A 25,086-nucleotide genomic window follows, 5' to 3' on the forward strand; every position below is an offset into this window, starting at 1 on the left:
CCATGCGCCATCAACCGCCCCGCCTTAGTTTTCCACTCGCACAACCAGCCTGGTCTATCCCAATCCCAGGTAAAAGCGTTCAAAAGCACGTACGGGTTCAAACGCCAGCCCAGTTAAAACGGCTCGGCAACACGCCGTACCAGGGTCGCTTCAAACTCAGCCTGGCCGCCCTGTTCACCACCCTGCTCTGCCACGACCTGAGCCGGGCCGAGCCAGTAGGCGGAAGTATTGCCACAGGCAGCGGCAGTATCAGCCAAAGCGGCCTGACCACCACCATTCTGCAAAGCAGCCAACGCCTGGCTATCGATTGGTCGCGTTTTGGCATTCGGGCCAACGAAACGGTACGGTTTGTCCAACCGAATGCCCAAGCCATCGCGCTGAACCGCGTTACCGGCCGCGAGTCTTCCAGCATTTTGGGCAGTTTGGTCGGCAATGGGAACGTGTTCATCCTGAACCCGAATGGCGTGCTGATCGGCTCTGGCGCGCAAATCAATGTCGGCGGCTTGGTCGCCAGTACGCTGGATATCAGCAATGCGGATTTCGAAGCCGGCCGATACAACCTGGCAGGCAGCAGCACGGCCAGCGTAGCGAACCAAGGCACGATCACCGTCCCCGCTGGCGGCAAGGTCGCACTGATTGCCCCCAGCGTTACCAATACCGGCCAAATCAACGCCCCCCAGGGCAGCGTGCTGCTGGCGGCCGCCAATGGCGTCAGCCTGAAACTGGCCGATGGCAGCCCCATCGGCTACACCCTTACCCAAGGCGCAGCCCAGGCCCTGGTGGACAACGGCGGCATGGTGCTAGCCGATGGCGGCAAGGTGGTATTGACGGCCAAAGGCCTGGAAGGCTTGAACAACGCCGTCATCAACCACAGCGGCATCGTCCAGGCCAGAACGGTGTCGCAACGCAACGGCAGCATCGAACTGCTGGGCGACGAAGGCACCACCACGCGCGTCAGCGGCACGCTGGATGCCAGCGGCCAGAGCCCTGGCGACAGCGGCGGCAGCGTGAAGGTGCTTGGGCAAAAAGTCGGCTTGTTTGGCAACGCGCGCATCGACGCCAGTGGCCCGGCGGGTGGCGGCACGGTGCTGGTGGGTGGCAACCGGCAAGGCCTGGGCCCCGAGCCGAATGCCGATGCTGCCTATATGGCCTCCACGGCCACCATCAACGCCAGTGCCACGCAGGCCGGCAATGGCGGCAAAGTCGTCGTTTGGGGCACCGATGTGGCCAACGTGCACGGCCGCATCCAGGCCGCTGGCGGTGCGCAAGGCGGCAACGGCGGAGCCATAGAAACCTCGGCCCACGCGCTGGATACCCAAGGTATTGAAATCGATGTGTCTGCTGCACAAGGCACAGGTGGATCGTGGCTGCTGGACCCGTACAACGTCACCATCTCCAGCGGAGCCCAGGCTGGCGGAGCCTTTACCAGCAATGTGTGGGCGCCTACGGCCTCGGGCTCGCTGGTCAACACCGGCAATATCCAGACCATTCTGAACGCCGGCGGCAGCGTAACCATCACCACTGTCGGGGCTGGAGCCCAAGAGGGCAATATCGCCATCAATGGCAGCATCCTGAAGAGTGCGGGCTCGGCCGCCACGCTGACCCTGCTTGCCGATGGCCGAATCACCAGCAATGCCACCGCCGGCATCCACCGCACCATCACGAGTACCAGCAATGCACTGAATGTCGCCATGACCGCCAACGCCACGACTACGGCCGCCGCCAACAATGGACTCAAGCTGCAATTTGTAGACATAACAGCCAATGGCGGCAACATCAGCCTGACGGCCACCGGAGCGCAGAACGGCACGGCATCGGCCCTGCAGTTTTTGAATGGCATTCTGAACACCAACGGCAGCGGGAACATCAGCATCACCGGCACCATGCCCAGCAACGGCAACTCCCAGGGCGTGGTAATGAACTCGGCGACCCTGACCACAGCCAGCGGAGCCATCACGGTACAGGGCACGAGTGGCGGCACCGGCACCATTACCGGCGTCAATGGCAACGGCGCCTCGCTCATGAGCACCAACAATACCGGCGTGAAGCTCACAGGCAGCAACACCTTGCAAAGCACCTCGGGGGGCAATATTTCGCTGACCGGCACTGCAACCGGCGCCGTCAGTACCTGGGCCGGCGGCGGTGTGGAGATTGCCACTGGCGACACAATCTCTACCACCGGCACAGTCACCATCACCGGCACCGTCTCCAACCCGGTATCCACAACCTATAGAAACCAGCTGTCCGCTGTGAATTTTGCGGGCAGCACTGGTACGGCGATCAATGTCACCGGTGGCACAGTGAATATCTCCGGTATCAACACCACCGTGGGCCAGGCCGGCACTACCAGCAATAGCAATGCCGGTTTAAAGCTGGCCGGCAAGATCAACATCACATCCACCACCGGGCCCGTCAACCTTACGGCCTCCAACACCGGCGGCGACGGCATGTGGGGTTCCGGCACGGCCAATAGCACGGTCTCCATCTCGGCACCCACGGCCAGTTCGGTAAACATCAATGCGGCTGCGTTAGATGCCGTCAACGGCTATACCGGCTTCTATGTGGGAGGCAGCGCCACCCTGGCTTTTTTGACCGCGGCGCCCGTCAACCTGGCTTCCCAAACTGCAGAAACCTCCACCCACAACTCCATCTGGAACAAGGGCTTCATCAGCACCCCCGGCAACCTGGTTATCACATCCACCAGTGGCGCCATTGCAGACGATTCGGCTGCTAGTGCGGGTGTTTTCTCCAACGTCGGAGGCACCACCAGCATCACTGCCACTGGTGGCGGCAACACCGTCAGACTGGTCCATGCCAGCAATAAATTTACAGGCGCTGTGTCGATCAACGCTGGCGCCACCAGCCTGGTCAACAGTACCGCCTTGTCGCTCGGCAGCAGCACCATCGCCGGCGCCCTCGCGCTGACCGCGCCCGGCATTACACAAACCGGCGCCGTCAACGTCAGCGGCGCAACCACACTCCACGGCGGTGGCAGCGCCATCAGTTTGACCAACGCGGGCAATGATTTCAGCACGCTATCAGCCAGCAATGCCGCAGGCGTAGCGGTCGTAGACGCGAATGCGCTGGGCGTCACTGGGATCGCTTCCACCAACACGGTACAACTGACCACCCTCACCCAGAACTTAACCACCAGCGGCAGCCTCGCGGTCAGCAATGGCGACCTGACACTGACTGCCGGCGCCAGCAGCGCGCGCGGCACCAGCACGGGTGGCGACGTAGTCAACAGCGCAACGTTGTCGGCAGACGCCGGCAAAAAAATCTATGTCTACAGCGGTTCCTTGGGCTCGACCAGCCTGGGCGGATCACTGGCCACCCAAGCCGCGGCAGGCAGCGGCAATTTCCGCTACAACAAGCAGGCGGGCGATACCCCCGGCGCAAGCACGGTAGGTAATGGCAGCACCTATGTGCTGTACCGGGAACGCCCCACGCTCACGATCACGCCCACCGATCCAAGCAAGGTCTACGACAAAAATGCCGCTACCGACCCTAGCCTGGGCTATGCCATTTCCGGCCAGGCTCACGGCGACACCGCCAGCCAAATACTGAGCGGCAGCCTGGTGCGCAGTGCCGGACAGAATGTCGGCAGCTACAGCATCAGCCAGGGAAGCTTGGCCGACCAACTGGGGTACCAGACCAGCTTCACCGCAGGACATAGCTTCGCCATCACACCCGCCACCCTGACCGTCAGCGGCACTAGCGCCGCTTCCAAGGTCTACGACGGCAACACCACAGCCGCCGTCAGTGGGGGCACGCTCAGCGGCGTGGTCGCAGGCGACTCCGTGACCTTGGGCCAGAGTGGCAGCTTTGACACCCGCGACGTGGGCACCGGCAGAACCGTTACCGCGGCCTTCAGTCTGGGCGGCAGCGGGGCCGGCAACTACGTGCTGGCCAGTTCCTCGGCCACGACGACCGCCAATATCACCCCCAAGGGCCTCACCGTCGCAGCCAACGCTGCATCCAAGGTCTACGACAACAACGCCGCCACCGACCCCAGCCTGGCCTATGCCACTACCGGACTGGTCAATGGCGACAGCCTGACAGGGACACTCAGCCGGGTCAGCGGCCAGAATGCGGGCAGCTATGCCATCGGCCAGGGCAGCCTGGCCAATGGAAACTACAGCATTGCGTTCACCGGAAATACGTTTTCCATCACGCCTGCGCCATTGACCATTTCTGCCAACAATACCAGCCGCCTGGTGGGACAAAACAACCCCGCCTTCAGTGCCACCTACAGCGGTTTCGTGGCGGGCGAGAGCGCTGGCGCTTCTGATTTAACCGGCAGCCTGGTCTTCAGTACCGGCGCTGGCAGCAACTCCATGCCTGGCAGCTACGCCGTCGTTCCCAGCGGCTTGGGCAGCAACAATTACCAGCTGCAGTACGTCGCAGGAGCATTGCGGGTGCTTCCGGCCAGCATGGCGGCCGTGACACTGGGGTCTGCTGGCCTGGAGCTTGGCTATGCCGCAGCGCTGTCCGACTTGCCCCGCATGCAGGCGGGCAGCGCGCTGCCCATGCAACAGCCCCCTACCCTCCAGAAAAACTGCGGAGGGAGTCTGGCCTCAGCCGGCCCGACCGACGCATGCCGGGCCAAATGAAGGCAGTACGAGCACACACACTTGCAGCAGTTTTGTGGGGCTTGTTAGCACCGGCGCTGGCACAGACGCCCCTGGACCAGGTGGACACCCGCGCATCGCTCATGCCCCCCAGCCTGGAGAAAAAAATCCCCGTCCGGCAGATCCACGTAACAGGTGCCACGCTGTTCCCCGCTGCCACACTGGAGGCGCTGGTCAGCCCGCTGAATGGCAGCGAACACACCCTCACCGAACTCAATCGCGCCGTAGAACGCATCAATGCGTTCTACGGCGCGAATGGCTGGACTCTCGCACGGGCCTACCTGCCACCCCAGGCCATACAAAATGGCGAGCTTGAAGTACGCGTTGCAGAAGGCGCGTTGTCCGAAATTCGCATCGACAACCAGAGCCGGCTGCGTACCGATGTGCTGGAAGCCCGGCTGGCCCACATCCAGCGCAACGCGCCCATCAACATGTACCAGCTCGACCGGGCCGTGCTCCTGCTCTCCGACCTGCCGGGCATCGAGTCCCAGGCCGAGTTGGCGCCAGGATCGGCCACGGGACTCACCGAACTACACCTCAACGCGCAGAATTCCCCGCTGCTGACGGGCCGCCTGGAGAGCGACAACCACGGCTCCCAATACCTGGGCCGCGTGCGCTACGGTGGCAAGTTCGCGCTGAACAATCCCTTCGGCTACGGCGAACAATTCGGCCTGCATTTGCTGAGCAGCCAATCAGCCCTCTTTTTCGGCCATCTCTCGGCACAGATGCCCCTGGGTATTGACGGTTTGACACTGGGCGCCAGCATCATCCGCACCCAATACCGATTGGGCTCCGACTTTGCCCAGCTGGATGCCACGGGTAGCGTCAAAGCCGCGACGGTCCGCGCCAGCTATGCCTTGGTACGCAGCCCTGAGCTCAATCTGGTGGGGCAGATCAGTGCCGAAAGCCGTGCCTTGCAAGACAAGGTCAATGCGACCCAAACCACCATCGACAAGCACGCGCAGCATTGGAGCCTGGACCTCACGCTCAGCCAACTCGATCGTCTGGACGGCAGCAATCTGCTGGCCCTGCAACTGGGCACCGGAAACCTCCGCCTCGACAGCGATGTTTCGCGGGCCATTGACGCAGCCAGCGCCCAGACCGCCGGACGGTACAGCACCCTGGGCCTGGAACTGCAACGCACCCAACGCTTAACCCCTCAATGGGAAGCGTACCTCCGCCTACACGGGCAACTGGCATCCCAGAATCTGGACTCCTACGACAAGCTGGCCATCGGCGGCCCTGGCGGCGTACGCGCCTACCCATCCGGCGAAGCCACGGGCGACCAGGGCTGGCTGTCGCAGGTGGAACTGCGCTACGCGATCACACCCATGTTCATACCCAGCGTGTTTTGGGATACTGGAAGCGTGCGTATCAGCAAAAGCCCCTTCCTGTCCGGTGCCAACCACCGCCGACTAGAAGGCGCAGGGCTCGGTTTGCGCGGCAGTTACAAGGCAGTGGACTGGCAAGCCTGGCTGGCCTGGCCGCGCACAGGTCCGGCCCAGTCCGAACACGACAAATCCCCTCGCGCCTGGATTCAAGGCCGCTGGGCTTTCTAACCAACTTTTCTCAGGATTTCCATGCAGCAGCACTTGACCCTCGCCTCCGTACTCCCCGCCGACCACAGCCAGGCGCTGCTGGTCGGCCGCATCTGGATAGAAGGCACGGGCCCGGTGCTGGTGCGGGTGCAGGCCGACGGCATTTACAGCCTGGAACACCTGGCCGCCACCGTCAGCCAGCTGCTGGAGCTGCCCGATGTGGCCGCCCGGGTGCGTGCCCAGCCTGGCCCACGGCTGGCCGATACCGCCGCCGTACTGGCCAATTCGGCCTACGGCGCACGCGACCCGGCCCTGCCCTGGCTGCTGGCGCCCTGCGATCTGCAGGCGCTGAAGGCGGCGGGCGTGACCTTTGTGGCCAGCATGCTGGAGCGGGTGATCGAGGAACAGGCCCGCGGCGACGCCAGCAAGGCACTGGCCGTACGCCAAGCGGTGGTGGCGGTGATTGGCGACAACCTGGGCAGCGTTCAGCCCGGCTCGCCGGCCGCCGCCCAGCTCAAAGAGGTGCTGCTGGCCCAGGGCATGTGGTCGCAGTACCTGGAGGTCGGTATCGGGCCGGACGCCGAAATCTTCACCAAATCGCAGGTGCTGAGCGCCGTCGGCGTCGGCGCCGAGGTCGGTATCCACCCGGGCAGCGCCTGGAACAACCCCGAACCCGAAGTCGTGCTGGCCGTCAACAGCCGCGGTGAAACGGTGGGTGCGGCGCTGGGCAACGACGTGAACCTGCGCGACTTTGAGGGGCGTAGCGCGCTGTTGCTGGGCAAGGCCAAGGACAACAACGCGTCCTGCGCGATCGGCCCGTTCATCCGCCTGTTCGATGCGGATTTCGGCATCAACGAGGTGCGCCGCTGCGATCTGGCGATGCAGGTGGCCGGCGAAAGCGATGGCTTTGTGATGCAAGGCGCCAGCAGCCTCAGCAAGATCAGCCGCGACCCATTGGACCTGGTGGCCCAGGCGATTGGCCCTAACCACCAATATCCCGACGGCCTGATGCTGTTCCTGGGCACCATGTTCGCCCCCACGCAAGACCGGCACGGCCCGGGCCAAGGCTTCACCCATGTGGTGGGCGATATGGTGACAGTGGCCACGGCCCAGCTGGGGCAGCTGGTCAACCGGGTCAATACCTGCGACCAGGTGGCCCCCTGGACCTACGGCATCAGCGCGCTGCTGCACGACCTGGCGCGGCGCAATCGCGCATCAGCCTGAATACCCCTGCGGGCTGCTGGCATAATTCGGGGTCTTTTAGGGCTGCTGCGCACGTCTACTGTGCGACAGCAGCTATTACTTCCATAGCAAACAAGCTACGCGGCGCCAGAGTGGCGGGCCACAGGCCTGCCGCCCAGGCGCTGCGTGGGCATGACAGCAACACTTTCAAGGATTTCACATGGCATTCACCACCACCGCCTCCGGCCTGCAGTTTGAAGACACCATCCAGGGCTCGGGCGACGTCGCCACCAAGGGCAAGAGCGTGACCGTGCACTACACCGGCTGGCTGTACAACGACGGCGTGCAAGGCGCCAAGTTCGACTCCAGCAAGGACCGCAAGGACCCGTTCGTGTTCTCCCTGGGTGCCGGCATGGTCATCAAGGGCTGGGACGAAGGCGTGGCCGGCATGCAGATCGGTGGCGCCCGCACCCTGATCATCCCCGCGGCCCTGGGCTATGGCGCCCGCGGCGCCGGTGGCGTAATCCCACCGAACGCCACGCTGAAGTTCGACGTTGAATTGCTGGCCATCAAGGGCTAAATTCCGGTTTTTTTGGGAGGCCAAGCCCTTGCAAAGAGCGGCTTAGCCCCCAGTCTGTGTGGCTGGTTTATTCCATTTCTTTACCAAGCATGTCTGATATCAATCCCAATCCCGACCACAACCCGCTGGACAGCATGGCCCCCACCGACGAGCAGCCCGCTGCCAGCGATGCGGAAGCCCTGGCCCAAGCCCAGGCCGAGTTGGCTGCGTTGAAAGCCAAAAGTGCCGATCTGGCCGACCAGTTCCTGCGCGCCAAGGCCGATGCCGAAAACGCCCGCCGCCGCGCCGAGGAAGACATCGCCAAGGCCCGTAAGTTCAGCCTGGAAAGCTTTGCCGAAAGCCTGCTGCCCGTGGCCGACAGCCTGGAAGCCGGCCTGGCGATCAAGGATGGCACGCCCGCCCAGATCCGCGAAGGCGCCGAAGCCACCCTGCGCCAGCTGAAAAGCGCGCTGGAACGCAACAAGGTGATCGAAATCGCGCCCCCCGCCGGCACCAAGTTCGACCCGCACCAGCACCAGGCCATCAGCGTGGTACCGGCCGAACAAGAAGCCAATACCGTGGTCAGCGTGCTGCAAAAAGGCTATTTGATCGCCGACCGCGTGCTGCGCCCGGCTTTGGTTACCGTTACTGCACCTAAATAAACAAAAAGCGGTAACCCCACTCTTGAAGTGGCGAAAGTTATCCACACGTTAGCTACACAAGGGTTTTTGCAGCACGAACTGGCAAAAACCCGCTCCACTCACATAAATCGAAGGAAGCAATCATGGGAAGAATCATTGGTATTGACTTGGGCACCACCAACAGCTGCGTCTCCATCATGGAAGGCAATGTGCCCCGCGTCATTGAAAACTCCGAAGGCGCGCGCACCACACCGTCCATCGTGGCTTACCAGGAAGACGGCGAAGTGCTGGTTGGCGCGTCCGCCAAGCGCCAGGCTGTGACCAACCCGAAGAACACGCTGTACGCCGTCAAGCGTTTGATCGGCCGCAAGTTCTCGGAAAAAGAAGTCCAAAAAGACATCGATCTGATGCCTTACAAGATCGTGGCAGCCGACAACGGCGACGCCTGGGTCGAAGTGCGCGGCACCAAGATGTCGGCACAGCAGGTCAGCGCCGACATTCTGCGCAAGATGAAGAAGACCGCTGAAGACTACCTGGGCGAGCCGGTCACCGAAGCTGTGATCACCGTGCCTGCGTACTTCAACGACGCACAGCGCCAGGCCACCAAGGACGCTGGCCGCATTGCCGGCCTGGAAGTCAAGCGCATCATCAACGAACCTACCGCTGCAGCCCTGGCCTTCGGCCTGGACAAGCAAGAAAAGGGCGACCGCAAGATCGCCGTGTATGACTTGGGCGGCGGTACCTTCGACATCTCCATCATCGAAATCGCCGATGTCGATGGCGAAAAGCAATTCGAAGTGCTGTCCACCAACGGCGACACCTTCCTGGGCGGCGAAGATTTCGACCAGCGCATCATCGACTTCATCATCACCGAGTTCAAGAAAGAATCCGGCGTTGACCTGTCCAAAGACGTTCTGGCCCTGCAGCGCCTGAAGGAAGCCGCTGAAAAGGCCAAGATCGAACTGTCGAACGGCGCTGCCACCGACATCAACCTGCCCTACGTGACCGCCGACGCTTCCGGCCCAAAGCATCTGAACATCAAGCTCAGCCGCGCCAAGCTCGAAGCCCTGGTGGAAGAGCTGATCGAACGCACCATTGCCCCTTGCCGCCTGGCGATCAAGGACGCTGGCGTGTCGGTGTCCGACATCCATGACGTGATCTTGGTTGGCGGTATGACCCGCATGCCCAAGGTGCAGGACAAGGTCAAGGAATTCTTCGGCCGCGAACCCCGCAAGGACGTGAACCCTGACGAAGCCGTGGCCGTGGGCGCTGCGATCCAAGGTCAAGTGTTGTCGGGCGACCGCAAGGACGTGCTGCTGCTGGACGTGACGCCTCTCTCCCTGGGTATCGAAACCCTGGGCGGCGTGATGACCAAGATGATCAACAAGAACACGACCATCCCGACCAAGTTTGCACAAACCTTCTCCACCGCCGACGACAACCAGCCGGCCGTGACCATCAAGGTGTTCCAGGGCGAACGCGAGATCGCCAATGTGAACAAGCTGCTGGGTGAGTTCAACCTCGAAGGCATCCCACCCGCAGCCCGTGGCACGCCGCAGATCGAAGTGTCGTTCGACATCGACGCCAACGGCATCCTGCACGTCGGCGCCAAGGACAAGGGCACGGGCAAGGAAAACAAGGTCACCATCAAGGCCAACTCCGGCCTGTCGGAAGCCGAAATCCAGCAAATGGTGAAAGACGCCGAGCTGAACGCCGCCGACGACAAGAAGAAGCTGGAACTGGTGCAAGCCCGTAACCAGGGCGAAGCCAGCGTGCACAGCGTGAAGAAGAGCCTGACCGAATACGGCGACAAGATCGAAGCGTCCGAAAAAGACAGCATCGAAGCCGCTATCAAGTCGCTGGAAGAAGCGCTGAAGGGTGACGACAAGGCCGCGATCGACGAAAAGAACACCGCCTTGATGACCGTCAGCCAGAAGCTGGGCGAAAAAATGTACGCCGACATGCAAGCCAAGCAAGCTGCTGAAGAAGCCTCTGCCGGCGCAGCCGCCGGTGGTGCTGAAGCCGCTGCCGAAGCCAAGCCCGCTGCCGACGACAACGTCGTCGACGCGGAAGTGAAAGAGGTCAAGAAGGGTTAATCCCGCGGAGTTCACTCCACTGGACCCGCGCCGCGTTCGAATGCCCCTCACCGGGTTTCGACGCGGCTTTTTGCGTACTGGCGCTGATGTGGCTCATCCCGGATCGCTGTATTGAGAAAGTAATTGCAGAATGAGCAAAAAAGACTACTACGAAACCCTGGGCGTTCCCAAGAACGCTTCCGACGAAGAAATCAAGAAGGCCTATCGCAAGCTGGCGATGAAGCACCACCCCGACCGCAACCAGGGTGATGCAGGCGCTGTCGCGGAAGAGAAGTTCAAGGAAGCCAAAGAGGCTTACGAGATGCTGAGCGACGCGCAGAAACGCGCGGCCTACGACCAGCACGGCTTTGCCGGCGTCGACCCGAACATGCGTGGCGGCCCGGGCGCAGAAGGCTTTGGCGGCTTTGCCGAAGCCTTTGGCGATATTTTTGGCGACATGTTCGGCCAGAGCCGGGGCGGTGGCCGCGGCGGCCGCCAGGTGTTCCGCGGCAGCGACCTGAGCTACGCCATGGAAATCACCCTGGAAGAAGCTGCCCGCGGCAAGGAAGCGCAGATCCGCATCCCCACCTGGGAAGCCTGCGACACCTGCCATGGCAGCGGCGCCAAGCCTGGCACCCAGGCCAAGACCTGCGGCACCTGCGCAGGCCAGGGCACGGTGCAGATGCGCCAGGGTTTCTTCAGCGTGCAGCAAACCTGCCCCACCTGCCGCGGCACCGGCAAGGTGATCCCCGAGCCCTGCACGGTCTGCAGCGGCCAGGGCAAGCTGAAGAAGCAAAAGACGCTGGAAGTGAAGATCCCCGCCGGCATCGATGACGGCATGCGCATCCGCAGCGTCGGCAATGGCGAGCCGGGCTCGAACGGCGGCCCCTCGGGCGACCTGTATATCGAGATCCGCACCAAGAAGCACGACATCTTTGAGCGCGACGGCGGCGACCTGCATTGCTCGGTACCGGTGAGCTTCATCACCGCGGCCCTGGGTGGCGAGATCGAAGTGCCAACGCTGGCCGGCAAGGCCGCCATCGACATCCCCGAAGGCACGCAAGCCGGCAAGCAGTTCCGCCTGCGCGGCAAGGGCATCAAGGGCGTGCGCGACAGCTCGCCCGGCGACCTGTACTGCCACATCACGGTGGAAACGCCGGTCAAGCTCACCGAGCACCAGCGCAAGCTGCTGCGCGAGCTGGAAGAGTCGTTCAAGAAGGGCGGCGGCAAGCATTCGCCCTCCGGCGACAGCTGGACCGACAAGCTGAAGAAGTTCTTCAACGCATAGCACTTTGAACACCCCCAGGCTTGCCCACTGCGTGTGGCAGCGCCAACCCCCTTGCAGGGGGCAATGCCAGTGGCCCGGCAAAGCCGGTTCCACGGCATTCCTGGAACTGTCAGCTCGCACCTTCTGCACTCCTAGCCCCCGGCGTTACAACCGGGGGCTTTTCCGTTTGCGGCTGCTCTCGCCTTTGCTATTGTGTTGATAGCTGCTGGCGCATGATCTACCTGCGCTACCAGCCTATTTGTTATAAAAATTGCAGGATGGACAGGTGGCCAACGGGCGGTAGCGGCTTATAGTTGAACTTTTGCCAGCGCAAGGACACCGCCATGAAAACCAAAGCCGCAGTCGCCTGGAAAGCCGGCTCCCCCCTGACCATAGAAACCGTGGACCTGGAAGGCCCGAAGTTCGGCGAAGTGCTGGTCGAAATCAAAGCCACCGGCATCTGCCACACCGACTACTACACCTTGAGCGGTGCCGACCCCGAAGGCATCTTCCCCGCCATCCTCGGCCATGAAGGCGCGGGCATCGTGGTCGATGTCGGCCCCGGCGTGACGACATTGCAGAAGGGCGACCACGTCATCCCCCTCTACACCCCCGAATGCCGGCAGTGCAAGTTCTGCCTCAGCCGCAAGACCAACCTGTGCCAGCTGATCCGCGGCACCCAGGGCAAGGGCCTGATGCCCGACGCCACCAGCCGCTTCAGCCTGGGCGGCCAGCCCATCTTCCACTACATGGGCACCAGTACCTTCAGCAACTACACCGTGGCGCCCGAGATCTCCCTGGCCAAGATCCGCAAGGACGCCCCGTTCGACAAGGTCTGCTACATCGGCTGCGGCGTCACCACCGGCATCGGCGCCGTGCTGTTCACCGCCAAGGTCGAAGCTGGTGCCAATGTGGTCGTCTTCGGACTCGGCGGCATCGGCCTGAATGTGATCCAGGGCGCCAAGATGGTGGGGGCCGACAAGATCATCGGTGTGGACCTGAACCCGGCCCGCGAAGCCATGGCCCGCAGCTTCGGCATGACCCATTTCCTCAACCCCAAGGACATCGAAGCCGCTGGCGGCAACATCGTCGACGCGATTGTCCAGTTGACCGATGGCGGCGCCGACTACAGCTTTGAATGCATAGGCAACACCAAGGTCATGCGCCAGGCGCTGGAATGCACCCACAAGGGCTGGGGCCGCAGCATCATCATCGGCGTGGCCGAAGCCGGTGCTGAGATATCCACCCGCCCGTTCCAGCTGGTCACCGGCCGCAAATGGGAAGGCTCGGCCTTTGGCGGCGCACGCGGCCGCACCGACGTACCCAAGATCGTTGACTGGTACATGGAGGGCAAGATCAGCATCGACCCGCTGATCACCCACACCATGCCGCTGGAGGACATCAACAAGGGCTTTGACTTGATGAAGCGCGGTGAATCCATCCGCGGTGTGGTGCTGTTCTAGCACCCCGCCCTCCCTTCCTATTTCTTTGATTGGCTGTATGACCGAACCCTTGAAAACCCTCTCCGAGCACGGCTGTTTTGGCGGTGTGCAAAGCTTCTACCAGCACGACTCGCGCGAGATCGGCTTGCCGATGAAGTTCTCGGTCTACCTGCCGCCGCAGGCCAACCACGGTCGCGTGCCGGCCCTGCTGTACCTGGCGGGGCTGACCTGCAACGAAGAAACCTTCATGACCAAGGCTGGCGCCCAGCAATACGCGGCCCAGCATGGCCTGGCCTTGATTGCGCCCGACACCAGCCCGCGCGGCGCGAATGTGCCGGGCGAAACCGACGACTGGGACTTCGGCCTGGCCGCCAGCTTCTACATCGACGCCACCGAGGCCCCCTGGTCCAAGCACTACCGCATGGAAAGCTACCTGACCAAGGAGCTGCTGCCGGCCATCGCCGCCGAGCTGCCGATAGACCCGCAGCGCATCGGCATCTTCGGCCACTCCATGGGCGGGCACGGCGCGCTGACCCTGGCGCTCAAGCATCCGGGTATGTTCAAGTCGGTATCGGCGTTTGCGCCGATCTGCGCGCCCACCCAGTGCGCCTGGGGCCAAAAAGCCTTCAGCGGCTACCTGGGCGCCGACAACACCGATTGGCCTAAGCACGACGCGGTGTTCCTGATGGCCGCCAAGACCTCGGCGCCCTACCCCGGCGGCATCCTGATCGACCAGGGCCTGGCCGACAAATTCCTGGCCGCCCAGCTGAACCCGCATATCTTCGAAGCCGCCTGCCAGGCCGTGGACCAGCCGCTGGTCCTGCGCCGGCACATGGGCTACGACCACGGCTACTACTTCATCGCCACCTTCATGGCCGAGCACATCGCCTTCCACAGCCAGGCACTGCAAGGCAACTAAACGTTCAGAACAGACTGGACTGGCCGGACAGCAGGCCCGGCCGGAACTGCGCCACATCCAGCTCGACCCGCTCGCGGTTCAAGCCCAGCTTGGCGCAGGTCTTGTGGAAGCGCTGGCGCAGCAGCTCGGCCCACAGGCCGCTGCCCTTCATGCGGGTCGCGAAGTCGGCGTTGTAGTCCTTGCCGCCGCGCATGTCCTGGATGCGCGCCATCACCCGCTCTGCGCGCTGCGGGTAGTGCAGCTGCAGCCATTCACGGAACAGCGGCCGCACCTCCCAGGGCAGGCGCAGCACGGTGTAGAACGCGGTCCGCGCGCCGGCATCAAAAGCGGCGGCCAGCACCTGCTCCATATCGTCGTTGATGAACGGAATCTGCGGCCCCACGCTGACCCCCACCGGCACGCCGGCATCGGCCAGCGCGCGGATGGTGCGTAGCCGGCGATACGGTGCCGCGGCCCGTGGCTCCAGGGTGCGGGCCAGTGCGCCGTCCAGGGTGGTGATGGTCACATAGACCACCGCCAGTTGGCGCTCGGCCATCCGCGCCAGCAGGTCCAGATCGCGCTCCACCCCGCTGCCCTTGGTCACCAGGCCGACCGGATGGTGGCAGCGCTGCAGCACTTCCAGCGCGCCACGGGTCAGGCGCAGCTCGCGCTCCACCGGCTGGTAGCCGTCGGTCACCGTGCCCAGAGCGATCATCTGCGGCACATAGCTCTTGGCCGCCAGCTCGCGCGCCAGCACCTCAGACAGGTTGCGCTTGGCGATGATGCGGGTCTCAAAGTCCAGCCCCGGCGACAGATTCAGGTAGCTGTGCGTGGGCCGGGCATAGCAATACACGCAACCGTGCTCGCAGCCCCGGTAGGGATTGAGTCCGTAGTCGAAGTAGATGTCGGGCGAGTCGTTGCGGGTGATGGCGCTGCGCGCGTCTTCAAACGTGACCTCGGTGGCCAGCGGCGCCCTGGGCTCGGCGTCTTGCAGCGTGCCCCAGCCATCGTCGAACGCATCCCGCTCCTGCGACGTGAAGCGGTGCGCCAGGTGCGTGGCCGTGCCACGGCCTTTGATGGCGTGGATGGGGACGATGGTGTGGGGCATGGCGTGGGCAAAATAAGGATCAAATCGGCCTCTGGCGCTGATAGAACCTGCGCAAGCTGCTATCAAAACAGGAATTCACCAATTACTGTAATTTTATACAGTAAATTCCAAACTTCAAGCCCCCGCTGCGTCCACCCGCGGTCCGCGTGGGCGTCTTTTTTTTCGGCTACCCTAGCGGCGCCCAACAAGAGGCATATGAGGGAATCGCTTGAACATCCAAAAATTCGCCATCGCCTGCTGCATTGCAGCCTCCGCCAGCCTGGCCCAGGCCGCGCAAATCATCCGCGTGTCGCCGCAGGGCGAGGTGGCCCGCGTCCGCCAGCTGGTGGTGCAGTTCGACAGCAGCGCGGTCAACTTTGGCGACCCCAAAGCACCGGCGCCCGCCAGCCTGCAGTGCAACGACGCGCAGGCCAGCCAGGGCACGGGCCGCTGGACCAGCGACCGCGAATGGGCGTTTGAATTTGCCAACGATTTACCCCCAGGCATACGCTGCACCTTGCAGCCACGGCCTGATGTCAAATCGGCATCTAGCGCATATTTGGCGGGCGCTACCAGCTACAAGTTCAATAGCGGCGGGCCGTTTGTGCAGAACATCCGCCCGTCCAGCGGCAGCCAGATCGACGAAGAGCAATACTTCACCCTGCAGCTCAACGGCGACGCCACGCCGGCCAGCCTGCAGGCCAACCTGTGGTGCGCGGTAGACGGCCTGGGCGAGAAGGTCGCAGTGCGCGCCATCACCGGCAAGGACCGCACTGAATTGCTGAAGGCCCACGGCCTGGACAAAGCCGCGGCCGCCGCACCGCTGCGCTTCGCCACCCTGGCCTGCAACCGCCGCCTGCCGCCGTCGGCCAAAGTGCAGCTGGTCTACGGCAAAGGCGTGGCCACGCCCAGCGGCGTCCCCAATATGGTGGAAAAACGCTTCGGCTTTGAAGTGCGCCCGCCGTTCGAAGCCAGCTTCAGCTGCGAACGCGAAAACGCCCAAAGCGCCTGCCTGCCGATCCAGCCGATGCGCCTGACATTCAACGCGCCCGTGGCCCGCAAGCTGCTGGAAGGCATACGCCTGAAATCCGGCAAAGACACGCTGCAGCCCACGTTTGAAGAGGAAAGCAGCGACGCCGACGCGGTGCTCAGCAGCCTGAGCTTCAAAAGCCCGTTCGAAGAACTCACCAAGTTCAGCCTGACCCTGCCCAGCGACTTCAAAGACGCCTCCAACCGGCCGCTGAGCAATGCCAGCAGCTTCCCCCTGCAGGTGGCCACCGGCAGCCGGCCGCCGCTGGCCAAGTTCGCCGCCGCGCCGTTCGGCATCGTCGAGCGCTTTGCCGAACCGAATGGGGTGGCGCTGCTGCCAGTCACGCTGCGCAATGTGGAGGCCAAGCTGGCGATCTCCGGGCTGAACCCCGAAGCAGTCAAATCAGCCGGCAAGGTCAGCGACCTGCAGCCACGCAGCGACGCCGAGATCATTGCCTGGTTCGAAAAAGTGCAGCGCTACGACAGCTACCACGTGCCGCGCAAGCTGGCCGCCGCCGAGCTCAAAGGCCGCCTGCCCAAGGTGCTGGGCGACGAGGACAAAAACTACGTGCAGAGCCGCATGCTGTCGCTGCTGCAAGACCAGCCCGGCGTGAAGACGCTGGACCTGCCCCAGCCTGCCAGCAACGACCCGCGGCCGTTCGAGGTGGTCGGCATTCCGCTGACGCCCGGCTTCCACGTGGTCGAGATCGCCTCCAAGATGCTGGGCAGCTCGCTACTGGACGAACGCTTTGGCGGTCAGCGCACCATGTATGTTCGCACCTCGGCCCTGGTGACCAACCTGGGCGTGCACTTCAAGCTGGGCCGCGAGAACGCCCTGGCCTGGGTTACCAGCCTGGACAAAGGCCTGCCCGTGGCCAATGCCCAGGTGCAGGTATCCGACTGCCGAGGCAAGCCCATCGCCCACGCCACCACCGATGCGCAAGGCATCGCCTACCTGAGCGGCATCAGCGCCGAGGCGCCCAATTGCAGCGGCGAGGAAAGCAGCCGCCAGGCCTACTTTGTCAGCGCCCGCAGCACCGGCCAGGACGGCGTGGCCGACATGGCCTTCACCTGGAGCGACTGGAACCGCGGCATCGAAGCCTGGCGCTTCAACCTGCCGACCAGCCGCGAAGCCCGGCCCGACGAGCGCGCCCACACCATCTTCGACCGCACCCTGCTGCGCGCCGGCGAAACCGTGTCGATGAAGCACATTCTGCGCACCGAAACCAGCAAGGGCTTTGGCCTGCCGCAGTCGGCACCCGACACCCTGCTGATCACCCACGTGGGCAGCGGCCAGCAATACACCCAGGACCTGGCCTGGCGCAAAACCGCCACCGGCGGCCGCAGTGCCGAAAGCACCTGGTCCATTCCGCCCGCTGCCAAGCTGGGCGTCTACACCGTGGAATTACACAGCGCGGGCAATGAGCGCAGCTTCAGCACCGGCATGTTCCGCGTGGAGGAGTTCCGCCTGCCGGTGCTCGAAGGCCGGGTCACGCCCAGCGACAAGAAAGCCCTGGTCAACGTGAAGAGCGTGCCGGTCGATGTGCAGATTAACTACGTGGCCGGCGGCGGCGCGGCCAATCTGCCGGTGCGCGTGTCGGCCCTGGTGCGCGGCAAATACCTGAGCTACAGCGACTTCGAGGAATTCAGCTTCGCCGCGCCCCGGCGTGATAACTCAGACTCCAACGCCGCCGTGGCCGACGAAGAGCAGGCCGAAGCCAGCCAGGACAACCGCGTGATTGCCGACAAGCTGCCCTTGACGCTGAACAAGAACGGTGCCGGCAAGGTCACAGTCAACGAGGTGCCCATCCGCCCGCAGCCGCAAGACCTGCTGCTGGAAGCCACCTACTCCGACCCGAACGGCGAGGTGCAAACCATCCGCAGCACGCAAACCCTGTGGCCGGCCTCGGTGGTCGCCGGCATCAAGACCGAGGGCTGGGTATCGACCAGCCAGAAGCTGAAGTTCCAGGCCCTGGCGCTGGACCTGGCCGGCAAGCCAAAGGCCGATGTAGCGCTGGAGGTTACCGCCACGGCCCGCATCGTCACCACCAGCCGCAAGCGCATGGTCGGCGGCTTCTATACCTACGACAACAAGACCACCATCAAGTCTCTGGGCACGGTGTGCAGCGGCAAGAGCGACGCGCGCGGCCTGCTGCTGTGCGAAGCGGCACTGAAGGAAGCCGGTGAAGTCGAGCTGGTGGTCACCGCCAAAGACAGCGAGGGCTATCGCATCCAGGCCGCGTCTTCGGTCTATGTGACCAAGCAGGGCGAGCTGTGGTTCGGCGGCGAGAACCACGACCGCATGGACCTGCTGCCTGAGAAGAAGAGCTACCAGCCCGGTGAGACCGCCAAGTTCCAGGTGCGCATGCCGTTCCGCTTTGCCACCGCGCTGGTGGCGGTGGAGCGCGAGGGCATTGTGCAAACCCAAGTCGTCCAGCTCAACGGCCAGGACCCGACCATCCAGCTGAAGATCCAGGACGGCTGGGGCCCGAATGTGTATGTGAGCGTGCTGGCCCTGCGGGGACGGCTGCGCGAGGTGCCCTGGTACAGCTTCTTCACCTGGGGCTACAAGGCGCCGCGCGAATGGTGGACCAGCTTCTGGTACGAGGGCCGCGAATACGTGGCGCCCACCACCCTGGTCGATCTGAGCAAACCGGCCTTCCGCCTGGGCGTGGCCGAGATACGCGTCGGCAGCAAGGCCCACCAGCTGGATGTGAGCGTCAAGGCCGATAAAGAAAGCTACCCGGTGCGCGGCCAGGCCAAGGTGACGGTCCAGGTCAAGCTGCCCAACGGCCAGCCCGCCGCCAACGCCGAGGTGGCCCTGGCCGCCGTCGACCAGGCGCTGCTGGAACTGATGCCCAACAACAGCTGGAACCTGCTCGACGCCATGCTGCAGCGCCGGTCCTGGGGCGTGGAAACCTCCACTGCGCAGATGGAAATCATCGGCCGGCGCCACTACGGCCGCAAAGCCGTGCCCGCTGGCGGTGGTGGTGGCCACAGCGGCGCGCGCGAGCTGCTGGAAACCCTGCTGCTCTGGAACCCCAAGCTGCAGCTGGACGCGAATGGCCAGGCCACGGTCACCGTGCCGCTGAACGATGCGCTCACCACCTTCAAGATCGTCGCCGTGGCCGATGCGTCCACCGGCCTGTTCGGCACAGGCTCCACCAGCATCCGCGCCACGCAGGACCTGCAGATCATCAGCGGCCTGCCGCCGCTGGTGCGCGAAGACGACCAGTTCCGCGCCCAGATCACCCTGCGCAACACCACGCAAAAAGCCATGAAGGTGGAAGTCGCGCCGCGCGCCACCCTGCTGGACCTGAAGCCGCAAACCGTGGACATCCCGGCCGGCGAAGCGCGTGAAGTCGCCTGGAACGTGACGGCCCCGGCGCAACTGGCGCAAGTCCGGTCCGAAGCCATTCTCTGGGAGATCGAAGCCAAAGACAGCATCAGCGGCGCCCGCGATGCGCTGAAGGCGCGGCAACGCATCATCCCCGCCGTGCCGCTGACGGTGCAGCAGGCCACGCTGGTGCAGGTCGATGGCCCGTACACATTGGATGTGAACCCGCCCGCCGACGCCCTGCCCGGCCGTGGCGGTTTGAAGATGTCCATGCAGCCGACCCTGGCCGAAGGCCTGCCCGGCGTGCGCGACTGGTTCGCCAACTACCCGTTTGCCTGCCTGGAGCAAAAGACCAGCAAGTCCGTGGGCCTGCGCGACGCCAAGCTATGGGAAACCGTGGCTGCACAAATCCCCAGCTACCTGGACAGCGACGGCCTGGCCAGCTACTTCCCGCCGCGCGACGGCGAGGCCGAGCGCGGCAGCGATACCTTGACCGCCTATCTGCTGGCGGCCACCCACGAGGCATCGGGCATCAACCCCGCGTTCGCGCTGAGCGACGAGGTGCGTGCGCCGATGGAGCGCGGCCTGATCGCCTTTGTCGAAGGCCGTATCCAGCGCAGCTTCTGGAGCCCGCGCAAGGATCTGGACATGCGCAAACTGGCCGCCATCGAAGCCCTGTCGCGCTACGGCAAGGCCCAGGCCCGCATGCTGGGCAGCATCACCATTGCACCCAACCAGTGGCCCACCCACGCGGTGATCGACTGGCTGAACATCCTCAAGCGCGTGGCCGATATGCCCGAACGCGACAAGCGCCTGGCCGAGGCCCAGCAAATCCTGCGCTCCCGCCTGAGCTTCCAGGGCACGAAGATGGTCTTCAGCACCGAGCAGGACGACTACTGGTGGTGGCTGATGCAGAACGGCGACGTCAACACCGCCCGCCTGCTGCTGGCCGTGATGGACGACCCGGCCTGGAAGGACGACATGGGCCGCCTGGCCAATGGCTTCATCAGCCGCCAGCAACGCGGCGCCTGGCTCACCACCACCGCCAATCTGTGGGGCGGCCTGGCGCTGGAGAAGTTCTCCGCCAAGTTTGAAGCCACGCCGGTCACCGGCATCACCAAGGCCGCCCTCGGCGCGGCCATGACCAGCGTCGACTGGAGCAAGGTCGAGCGCATCAAGCCTACCGACACCGCGGGTGCGCCGCACCAGACCACCATGTTTGGTGCGGCCGCCTCGCCCGGCAACCTGCGCAACAACGGCATGTTCCTGCCCTGGAGTAAACCCGCCGCCAAGGAGACGCTGACAGTGACCCAGCAAGGCACCGGCAAACCCTGGTTGACCCTGCAGTCGGTGGCCGCGATCGTGCTGAAGGCACCGTTCAACGCCGGCTACCAGATCAAGAAGACCATCACCCCGGTGGAGCAGGCCAATAAATCCTTGCCCGTAGGCCAGTACACCCGCGGCGACGTGCTGCGCATCAGCCTGGAAGTCAACGCCTCGGCCGACATGACCTGGGTTGCCATCACCGACCCCATCCCCGGCGGCGCCACCATCCTCGGCAGCGGGTTAGGCCGCGATTCCGAAATCGCCACCCAGGGCGAAAAGCGCAGCGGCAGCGGCTGGCCGGCCTTCGAGGAGCGCAGCTTCGAATCCTTCCGCAGCTACTACGAGTACCTGCCCAAGGGCGTGGTGAAGGTGGAATACACCGTGCGGCTGAACAACGTCGGCGACTTCGCGCTGCCACCGAGCCGGGTGGAAGCCATGTACGCGCCGGAGATGTTTGGCGAATGGCCGAATCCGCGGGTGAAGGTGGAGGCGGCGAAGTGAACCCAGGGGGTTGTCGCCACCCGCTTGCTGCGCTTTTAATAGCTACCAGCGTAGGTAACGCCTGCGCTGCAGCCACTTTTAGCTCCATAAAATCCAGCTACCAGCCGTCCGACACCCAGATCCTCGACCGCCATGGCGAGCTGCTGCAGCGGCTGCGCACCGACGCGACAGTGCGGCGCGGCCAGTGGGTGGCGCTGGCAGATGTGTCGCCGGCGCTGCGCACGGCGCTGGTGCTGAGCGAAGACAAGCGCTTTTACGAACACAGCGGCGTCGATTGGCAGGCGGTGTCCAGCGCGGCCTGGGGCAACTTGTGGAACACCAAGACCCGCGGTGCGTCGACCATCACCATGCAGCTGGCCGGCCTGCTGGACGCGGACCTGAAGCCCAGCGCCGGCGGGCGCAGCGTGGTGCAGAAGATCGGCCAGACCGTGTCGGCCCAGATGCTTGAACGCAGCTGGCGCAAGGACCAGATCCTCGAGGCTTATTTGAACCTGGTGCCGTTCCGCGGCGAGCTGGTGGGTATAGCTGCACTCAGCCAAACCTTGTTCGGCAAGGCCGCGCACGGCCTGGACGCGCGCGAGGCCGCCGTGGCCGCCGCGCTGGTGCGTGCGCCCAACGCCAAGCTGGCGCAGGTCACGCAACGCGCTTGCGGTGTGCTGCAGGCCATCGAGGCGAAGGCCGATTGCGCCGGGCTGGACCTGTTCACCACCGCCGCGTTGCAGCACCGCGCCTTTGACACCAGCGAAGGCATCGCGCCACACCTGGGTCGGCAACTGGCCAAAGGCACGGCACGCAGCATCACCACCAGCCTGCGCGCGCCCTTGCAACGCTTTGCGGTGCAGACTCTGCAGCAGCATCTGCGCGAGCTGCAGGGCCGGCATGTGGAAGATGGCGCCGTCGTGGTGCTGGACAACGCCAGCGGCGAGGTGCTGGCCTGGGTCGGTTCGTCGGGCACCTTGAGCGCGGCGGCCGAAGTCGATGGCGTGACGGCGCTGCGCCAGCCTGGCTCCACGCTCAAACCATTTCTGTACGCCGAGGCCATCGCCGAGCGCCGCATCACCGCCGCCTCGCTGCTGGAAGACACGCCCACCCACATCCAGACCGCGGGCGGCTTGTACATCCCGCAGAACTACGACCACCAGTTCAAGGGCTGGGTGTCGACGCGCACCGCACTGGCCGCCTCGCTGAACGTGCCTGCGGTGCGCACCCTGGTGATGGTGTCGCCGGATGCGTTCTTCCGCCAGCTGCAGGCACTGGGCTTGCCGTTGAAGGAATCGGGCGGCTACTACGGCTACAGCCTGGCGCTGGGCAGCGCCGAAGTCTCGCTGCTGAACCTCACCAATGCCTACCGCGCGCTGGGCAACGGCGGGCGCTACAGCCCCACCAGCTTCACGCCCAACGCCAAGCCGCAGTTCCGTCCCGCACTGGACCCGCGCGCCGCCTTCATCGCCACCGACATCCTGTCCGATCCGCTGGCGCGCAGCCGCACCTTTGGCAGCGACAGCCTGCTGGCCACACGCTTCTGGTCAGCGGTAAAAACCGGCACCAGCAAGGACATGCGCGACAACTGGGCGGTCGGCTACTCGCAGGCCTACACGGTGGGCGTATGGGTTGGCAACGCCAGCGGCGCGCCGATGTGGGACGTGAGCGGCACGACAGGAGCAGCGCCCGTCTGGGTCGCGGTCATGCAGTTCCTGCACAGCCGCCAGCCCAGCCGCGCACCTGCGCCGCCGCCCGGCGTGCTGCAGGCCGCGGTGCAGTTTGGCGGCCAGGAAGCGGCCCGCAGCGAGTGGTTCATTGAGGGGACGCAGCAAACCCAGTTTGCTATGCATTCCGTAGCCGCTGGCGCTGATGGAACCAGCGCCAACGGCCTGAAAAGCTTGGAAACCACGGCCCGCATCACCAGCCCGACCAGCGGCACCATCATCGCGCTGGACCCGGACATTCCGCCCACCCACCAGCGCGTCAGCCTGCAGGCCGAAGGCAGCGGCCTGCGCTGGTGGATAGACGGCAAGCTGTTCGCTCCCGGCCCGTTGGCCCAGTGGCTGCCCTGGCCGGGCCGGCATGTGCTGCAGATCCGCAATGCGCGCGGCGAGGTGCTGGACAGCGTGCGGCTCGAAGTGCGCGGCGCCGGGCTGCGTAGCGCGCAAAAATAAGCCATGCCTCCCTACACAGTTTGTAGCGTCAACACCGGCAGTGCCCGCCGCTTGCAGGCGGGCGGCCGGCGCGTGCTCAGCGCCATCGGCAAGCAGGCCGTGGCTGGCTCGGTGGCGCTGCGGGTGCTGGGTTTGGAGGGCGACGAACAAGCCGATCTGCGGGTGCACGGCGGGCGGGACAAAGCCGTCTACGCCTACCCGGCCGAGCACTACGGGTTCTGGCAGGCCCGTCGGCAAGCCATGGGCGCCAGCCTGTTCGACAAGACGCTGCCGCCCGGCTTTGTCGGCGAAAACCTGAGCCTGCAGGGTCTGCTGGAAACCGATGTCTGGGTCGGCGACAGCCTGCACTTCCCCGACTGCAGCCTGCGCGTCACCGAGCCGCGCCAGCCCTGCTTCAAGTTCAACGCGGTGATGGGCTATACCGACGCCGCGCGCGACATGCTGCAGCAAGGCTGCTGCGGTTTTTATCTGGCGGTGCTGCGGCCCGGCAGCATCCAGGCCGGCCAGGCTTTCACGCTAGAGCCGGGACCACGCGCCTTGTCCATCGCCGCGGCCTTTGGCGGCAAACGCACTCCGCATTTGCGGTAAACATCACATCCAAGGAGCCCCATGAAAACCATAGGCCTGATCGGCGGCATGAGCTGGGAGTCAACGGTTCCCTACTACCGCTCCATCAACGAAACCGTAAAAGAGAAGCTGGGCGGACTGCATTCGGCCAAGCTGGTGCTGGTGAGTGTCGACTTCTTTGAGATCGAGCGCCTGCAGCATGCGGGTGATTGGGACGCCGCCGGTGCGCTGCTGGCCGATGCGGCGCGCGCACTGCAGCGGGCCGGGGCCGACTGCGTGGTCGTGTGTACCAACACCATGCACAAGGTGGCGCCGGCGATCGAGGCGGAGGTCAGCATTCCTCTGCTGCACATCGCCGACCCGACGGCAGCGGCCATCCAGGCCGCCGGCTTGCAGACCATAGGCCTGCTGGGCACGCGCTTCACCATGGAGCAAGACTTCTACAAAGACCGCATGCAGACCCGCCACGGCCTGCGCATGCTGGTGCCCGACGCCGCCGGCCGCGACAGCGTGCACCGCATCATCTACGAAGAGCTGTGCCTGGGCCAGATCCTGCCGGCGTCGCGCCAAACCTACCGCGAGGTCATGGCGGCGCTCGTAGCCCAGGGCGCGCAGGCCATCATCCTGGGCTGCACCGAAATTGCGCTGCTGGTCGATGCCAGCGACGCCAGCGTGCCGCTGTTCGACACCACGGCCATCCACGCCCGTAGCGCGGCAGAGTGGGCCTTGCAAACCAGCTTAGGCTGAGTTTTCAAGCCAAATCGGCCTCTGGCGCAGATAACACCTGCGCTAGCAGCTATGGAAATTGCAGCAAAACCATAACCCCTGGCGGCGATACCGGCGCAGCGCC

At 64.4% G+C, this 25,086-nt stretch carries 14 protein-coding genes; 13 read left to right on the forward strand and 1 reads right to left on the reverse strand.

Features of this window, described 5'->3' with window-relative positions:
• Window positions 1-2 precede the first annotated feature (2 nt).
• From BLT66_RS14770 to fghA, 9 genes are all read left to right on the forward strand, one after another.
• The gene (locus tag BLT66_RS14770; RefSeq protein ID WP_092758497.1) at window positions 3-4,613 is read left to right on the forward strand and encodes a beta strand repeat-containing protein; all 4,611 of its coding nucleotides are present in this window, start codon (window positions 3-5) and stop codon (window positions 4,611-4,613) included.
• 32 nt (window positions 4,614-4,645) lie between these two features.
• Window positions 4,646-6,190 carry a ShlB/FhaC/HecB family hemolysin secretion/activation protein gene (locus BLT66_RS14775; RefSeq protein ID WP_176955061.1) on the forward strand — a complete coding sequence of 515 codons (1,545 nt, stop codon included), beginning with the start codon at window positions 4,646-4,648 and terminating at the stop codon, window positions 6,188-6,190.
• Between the two features lie 21 nt (window positions 6,191-6,211).
• On the forward strand, window positions 6,212-7,393 hold the full coding sequence (locus BLT66_RS14780; RefSeq protein ID WP_092758499.1) for a fumarylacetoacetate hydrolase family protein: 1,182 nt from the start codon (window positions 6,212-6,214) through the stop codon (window positions 7,391-7,393).
• Between the two features lie 178 nt (window positions 7,394-7,571).
• Window positions 7,572-7,931: an FKBP-type peptidyl-prolyl cis-trans isomerase gene (locus BLT66_RS14785; RefSeq protein ID WP_092758500.1), complete on the forward strand. Its 360-nt coding sequence runs from the start codon at window positions 7,572-7,574 to the stop codon at window positions 7,929-7,931.
• Window positions 7,932-8,065: 134 nt separating this feature from the next.
• On the forward strand, window positions 8,066-8,572 hold the full coding sequence (grpE, locus tag BLT66_RS14790) for a nucleotide exchange factor GrpE (RefSeq protein WP_255406964.1): 507 nt from the start codon (window positions 8,066-8,068) through the stop codon (window positions 8,570-8,572).
• A gap of 122 nt (window positions 8,573-8,694) precedes the next feature.
• Window positions 8,695-10,647 carry a molecular chaperone DnaK gene (gene dnaK / locus BLT66_RS14795; protein WP_092758502.1) on the forward strand — a complete coding sequence of 651 codons (1,953 nt, stop codon included), beginning with the start codon at window positions 8,695-8,697 and terminating at the stop codon, window positions 10,645-10,647.
• Window positions 10,648-10,777: 130 nt separating this feature from the next.
• Entirely contained in the window at window positions 10,778-11,914 is a 1,137-nt protein-coding gene (dnaJ, locus tag BLT66_RS14800; protein WP_092758503.1) for a molecular chaperone DnaJ, read from the forward strand.
• A 323-nt stretch (window positions 11,915-12,237) separates the two neighbouring features.
• Window positions 12,238-13,356 (forward strand): S-(hydroxymethyl)glutathione dehydrogenase/class III alcohol dehydrogenase, encoded by a 1,119-nt coding sequence (locus tag BLT66_RS14805; RefSeq protein ID WP_092758504.1) that lies wholly within the window; start codon window positions 12,238-12,240, stop codon window positions 13,354-13,356.
• Window positions 13,357-13,393: 37 nt separating this feature from the next.
• Entirely contained in the window at window positions 13,394-14,254 is an 861-nt protein-coding gene (gene fghA / locus BLT66_RS14810) for an S-formylglutathione hydrolase (protein WP_092758505.1), read from the forward strand.
• A gap of 4 nt (window positions 14,255-14,258) precedes the next feature.
• On the opposite strand, the gene BLT66_RS14815 is transcribed toward fghA, so the two are convergent.
• Complete coding sequence (locus BLT66_RS14815; RefSeq protein WP_092758506.1) at window positions 14,259-15,341, reverse strand: PA0069 family radical SAM protein; 1,083 nt, start codon at window positions 15,339-15,341, stop codon at window positions 14,259-14,261.
• A gap of 214 nt (window positions 15,342-15,555) precedes the next feature.
• On the opposite strand from BLT66_RS14815, the gene BLT66_RS14820 reads away from it, so the two are divergent.
• The 4 genes from BLT66_RS14820 to BLT66_RS14835 are packed head-to-tail and all read left to right on the forward strand — an operon-like array spanning window position 15,556 to window position 24,983.
• Entirely contained in the window at window positions 15,556-21,513 is a 5,958-nt protein-coding gene (locus tag BLT66_RS14820; protein WP_369821607.1) for an alpha-2-macroglobulin family protein, read from the forward strand.
• The gene (gene pbpC / locus BLT66_RS14825) at window positions 21,474-23,669 is read left to right on the forward strand and encodes a penicillin-binding protein 1C (RefSeq protein ID WP_092758508.1); all 2,196 of its coding nucleotides are present in this window, start codon (window positions 21,474-21,476) and stop codon (window positions 23,667-23,669) included. Before BLT66_RS14820 ends, pbpC begins: the two co-directional genes overlap by 40 nt.
• A 3-nt stretch (window positions 23,670-23,672) precedes the next feature.
• The gene (locus BLT66_RS14830; protein ID WP_092758509.1) at window positions 23,673-24,257 is read left to right on the forward strand and encodes an MOSC domain-containing protein; all 585 of its coding nucleotides are present in this window, start codon (window positions 23,673-23,675) and stop codon (window positions 24,255-24,257) included.
• A gap of 21 nt (window positions 24,258-24,278) precedes the next feature.
• Complete coding sequence (locus BLT66_RS14835) at window positions 24,279-24,983, forward strand: aspartate/glutamate racemase family protein (RefSeq protein WP_092758510.1); 705 nt, start codon at window positions 24,279-24,281, stop codon at window positions 24,981-24,983.
• Window positions 24,984-25,086: the final 103 nt, after the last annotated feature.

Source organism: Rhodoferax sp. OV413, from assembly GCF_900104385.1.
Lineage (GTDB): Bacteria > Pseudomonadota > Gammaproteobacteria > Burkholderiales > Burkholderiaceae_C > Rhodoferax_B.

Bases quoted from the DNA above. Each gene is read 5' to 3' on its own strand.
- BLT66_RS14770 (WP_092758497.1), top strand. From the start codon at position 3: ATGCGCCATCAACCGCCCCGCCTTAGTTTTCCACTCGCACAACCAGCC.
- BLT66_RS14780 (WP_092758499.1), top strand. From the start codon at position 6,212: ATGCAGCAGCACTTGACCCTCGCCTCCGTACTCCCCGCCGACCACAGC.
- BLT66_RS14785 (WP_092758500.1), top strand. From the start codon at position 7,572: ATGGCATTCACCACCACCGCCTCCGGCCTGCAGTTTGAAGACACCATC.
- grpE (WP_255406964.1), top strand. From the start codon at position 8,066: ATGGCCCCCACCGACGAGCAGCCCGCTGCCAGCGATGCGGAAGCCCTG.
- dnaK (WP_092758502.1), top strand. From the start codon at position 8,695: ATGGGAAGAATCATTGGTATTGACTTGGGCACCACCAACAGCTGCGTC.
- dnaJ (WP_092758503.1), top strand. From the start codon at position 10,778: ATGAGCAAAAAAGACTACTACGAAACCCTGGGCGTTCCCAAGAACGCT.
- BLT66_RS14805 (WP_092758504.1), top strand. From the start codon at position 12,238: ATGAAAACCAAAGCCGCAGTCGCCTGGAAAGCCGGCTCCCCCCTGACC.
- fghA (WP_092758505.1), top strand. From the start codon at position 13,394: ATGACCGAACCCTTGAAAACCCTCTCCGAGCACGGCTGTTTTGGCGGT.
- BLT66_RS14815 (WP_092758506.1), bottom strand. From the start codon at position 15,341: ATGCCCCACACCATCGTCCCCATCCACGCCATCAAAGGCCGTGGCACG.
- pbpC (WP_092758508.1), top strand. From the start codon at position 21,474: ATGGCCGAATCCGCGGGTGAAGGTGGAGGCGGCGAAGTGAACCCAGGG.
- BLT66_RS14830 (WP_092758509.1), top strand. From the start codon at position 23,673: ATGCCTCCCTACACAGTTTGTAGCGTCAACACCGGCAGTGCCCGCCGC.
- BLT66_RS14835 (WP_092758510.1), top strand. From the start codon at position 24,279: ATGAAAACCATAGGCCTGATCGGCGGCATGAGCTGGGAGTCAACGGTT.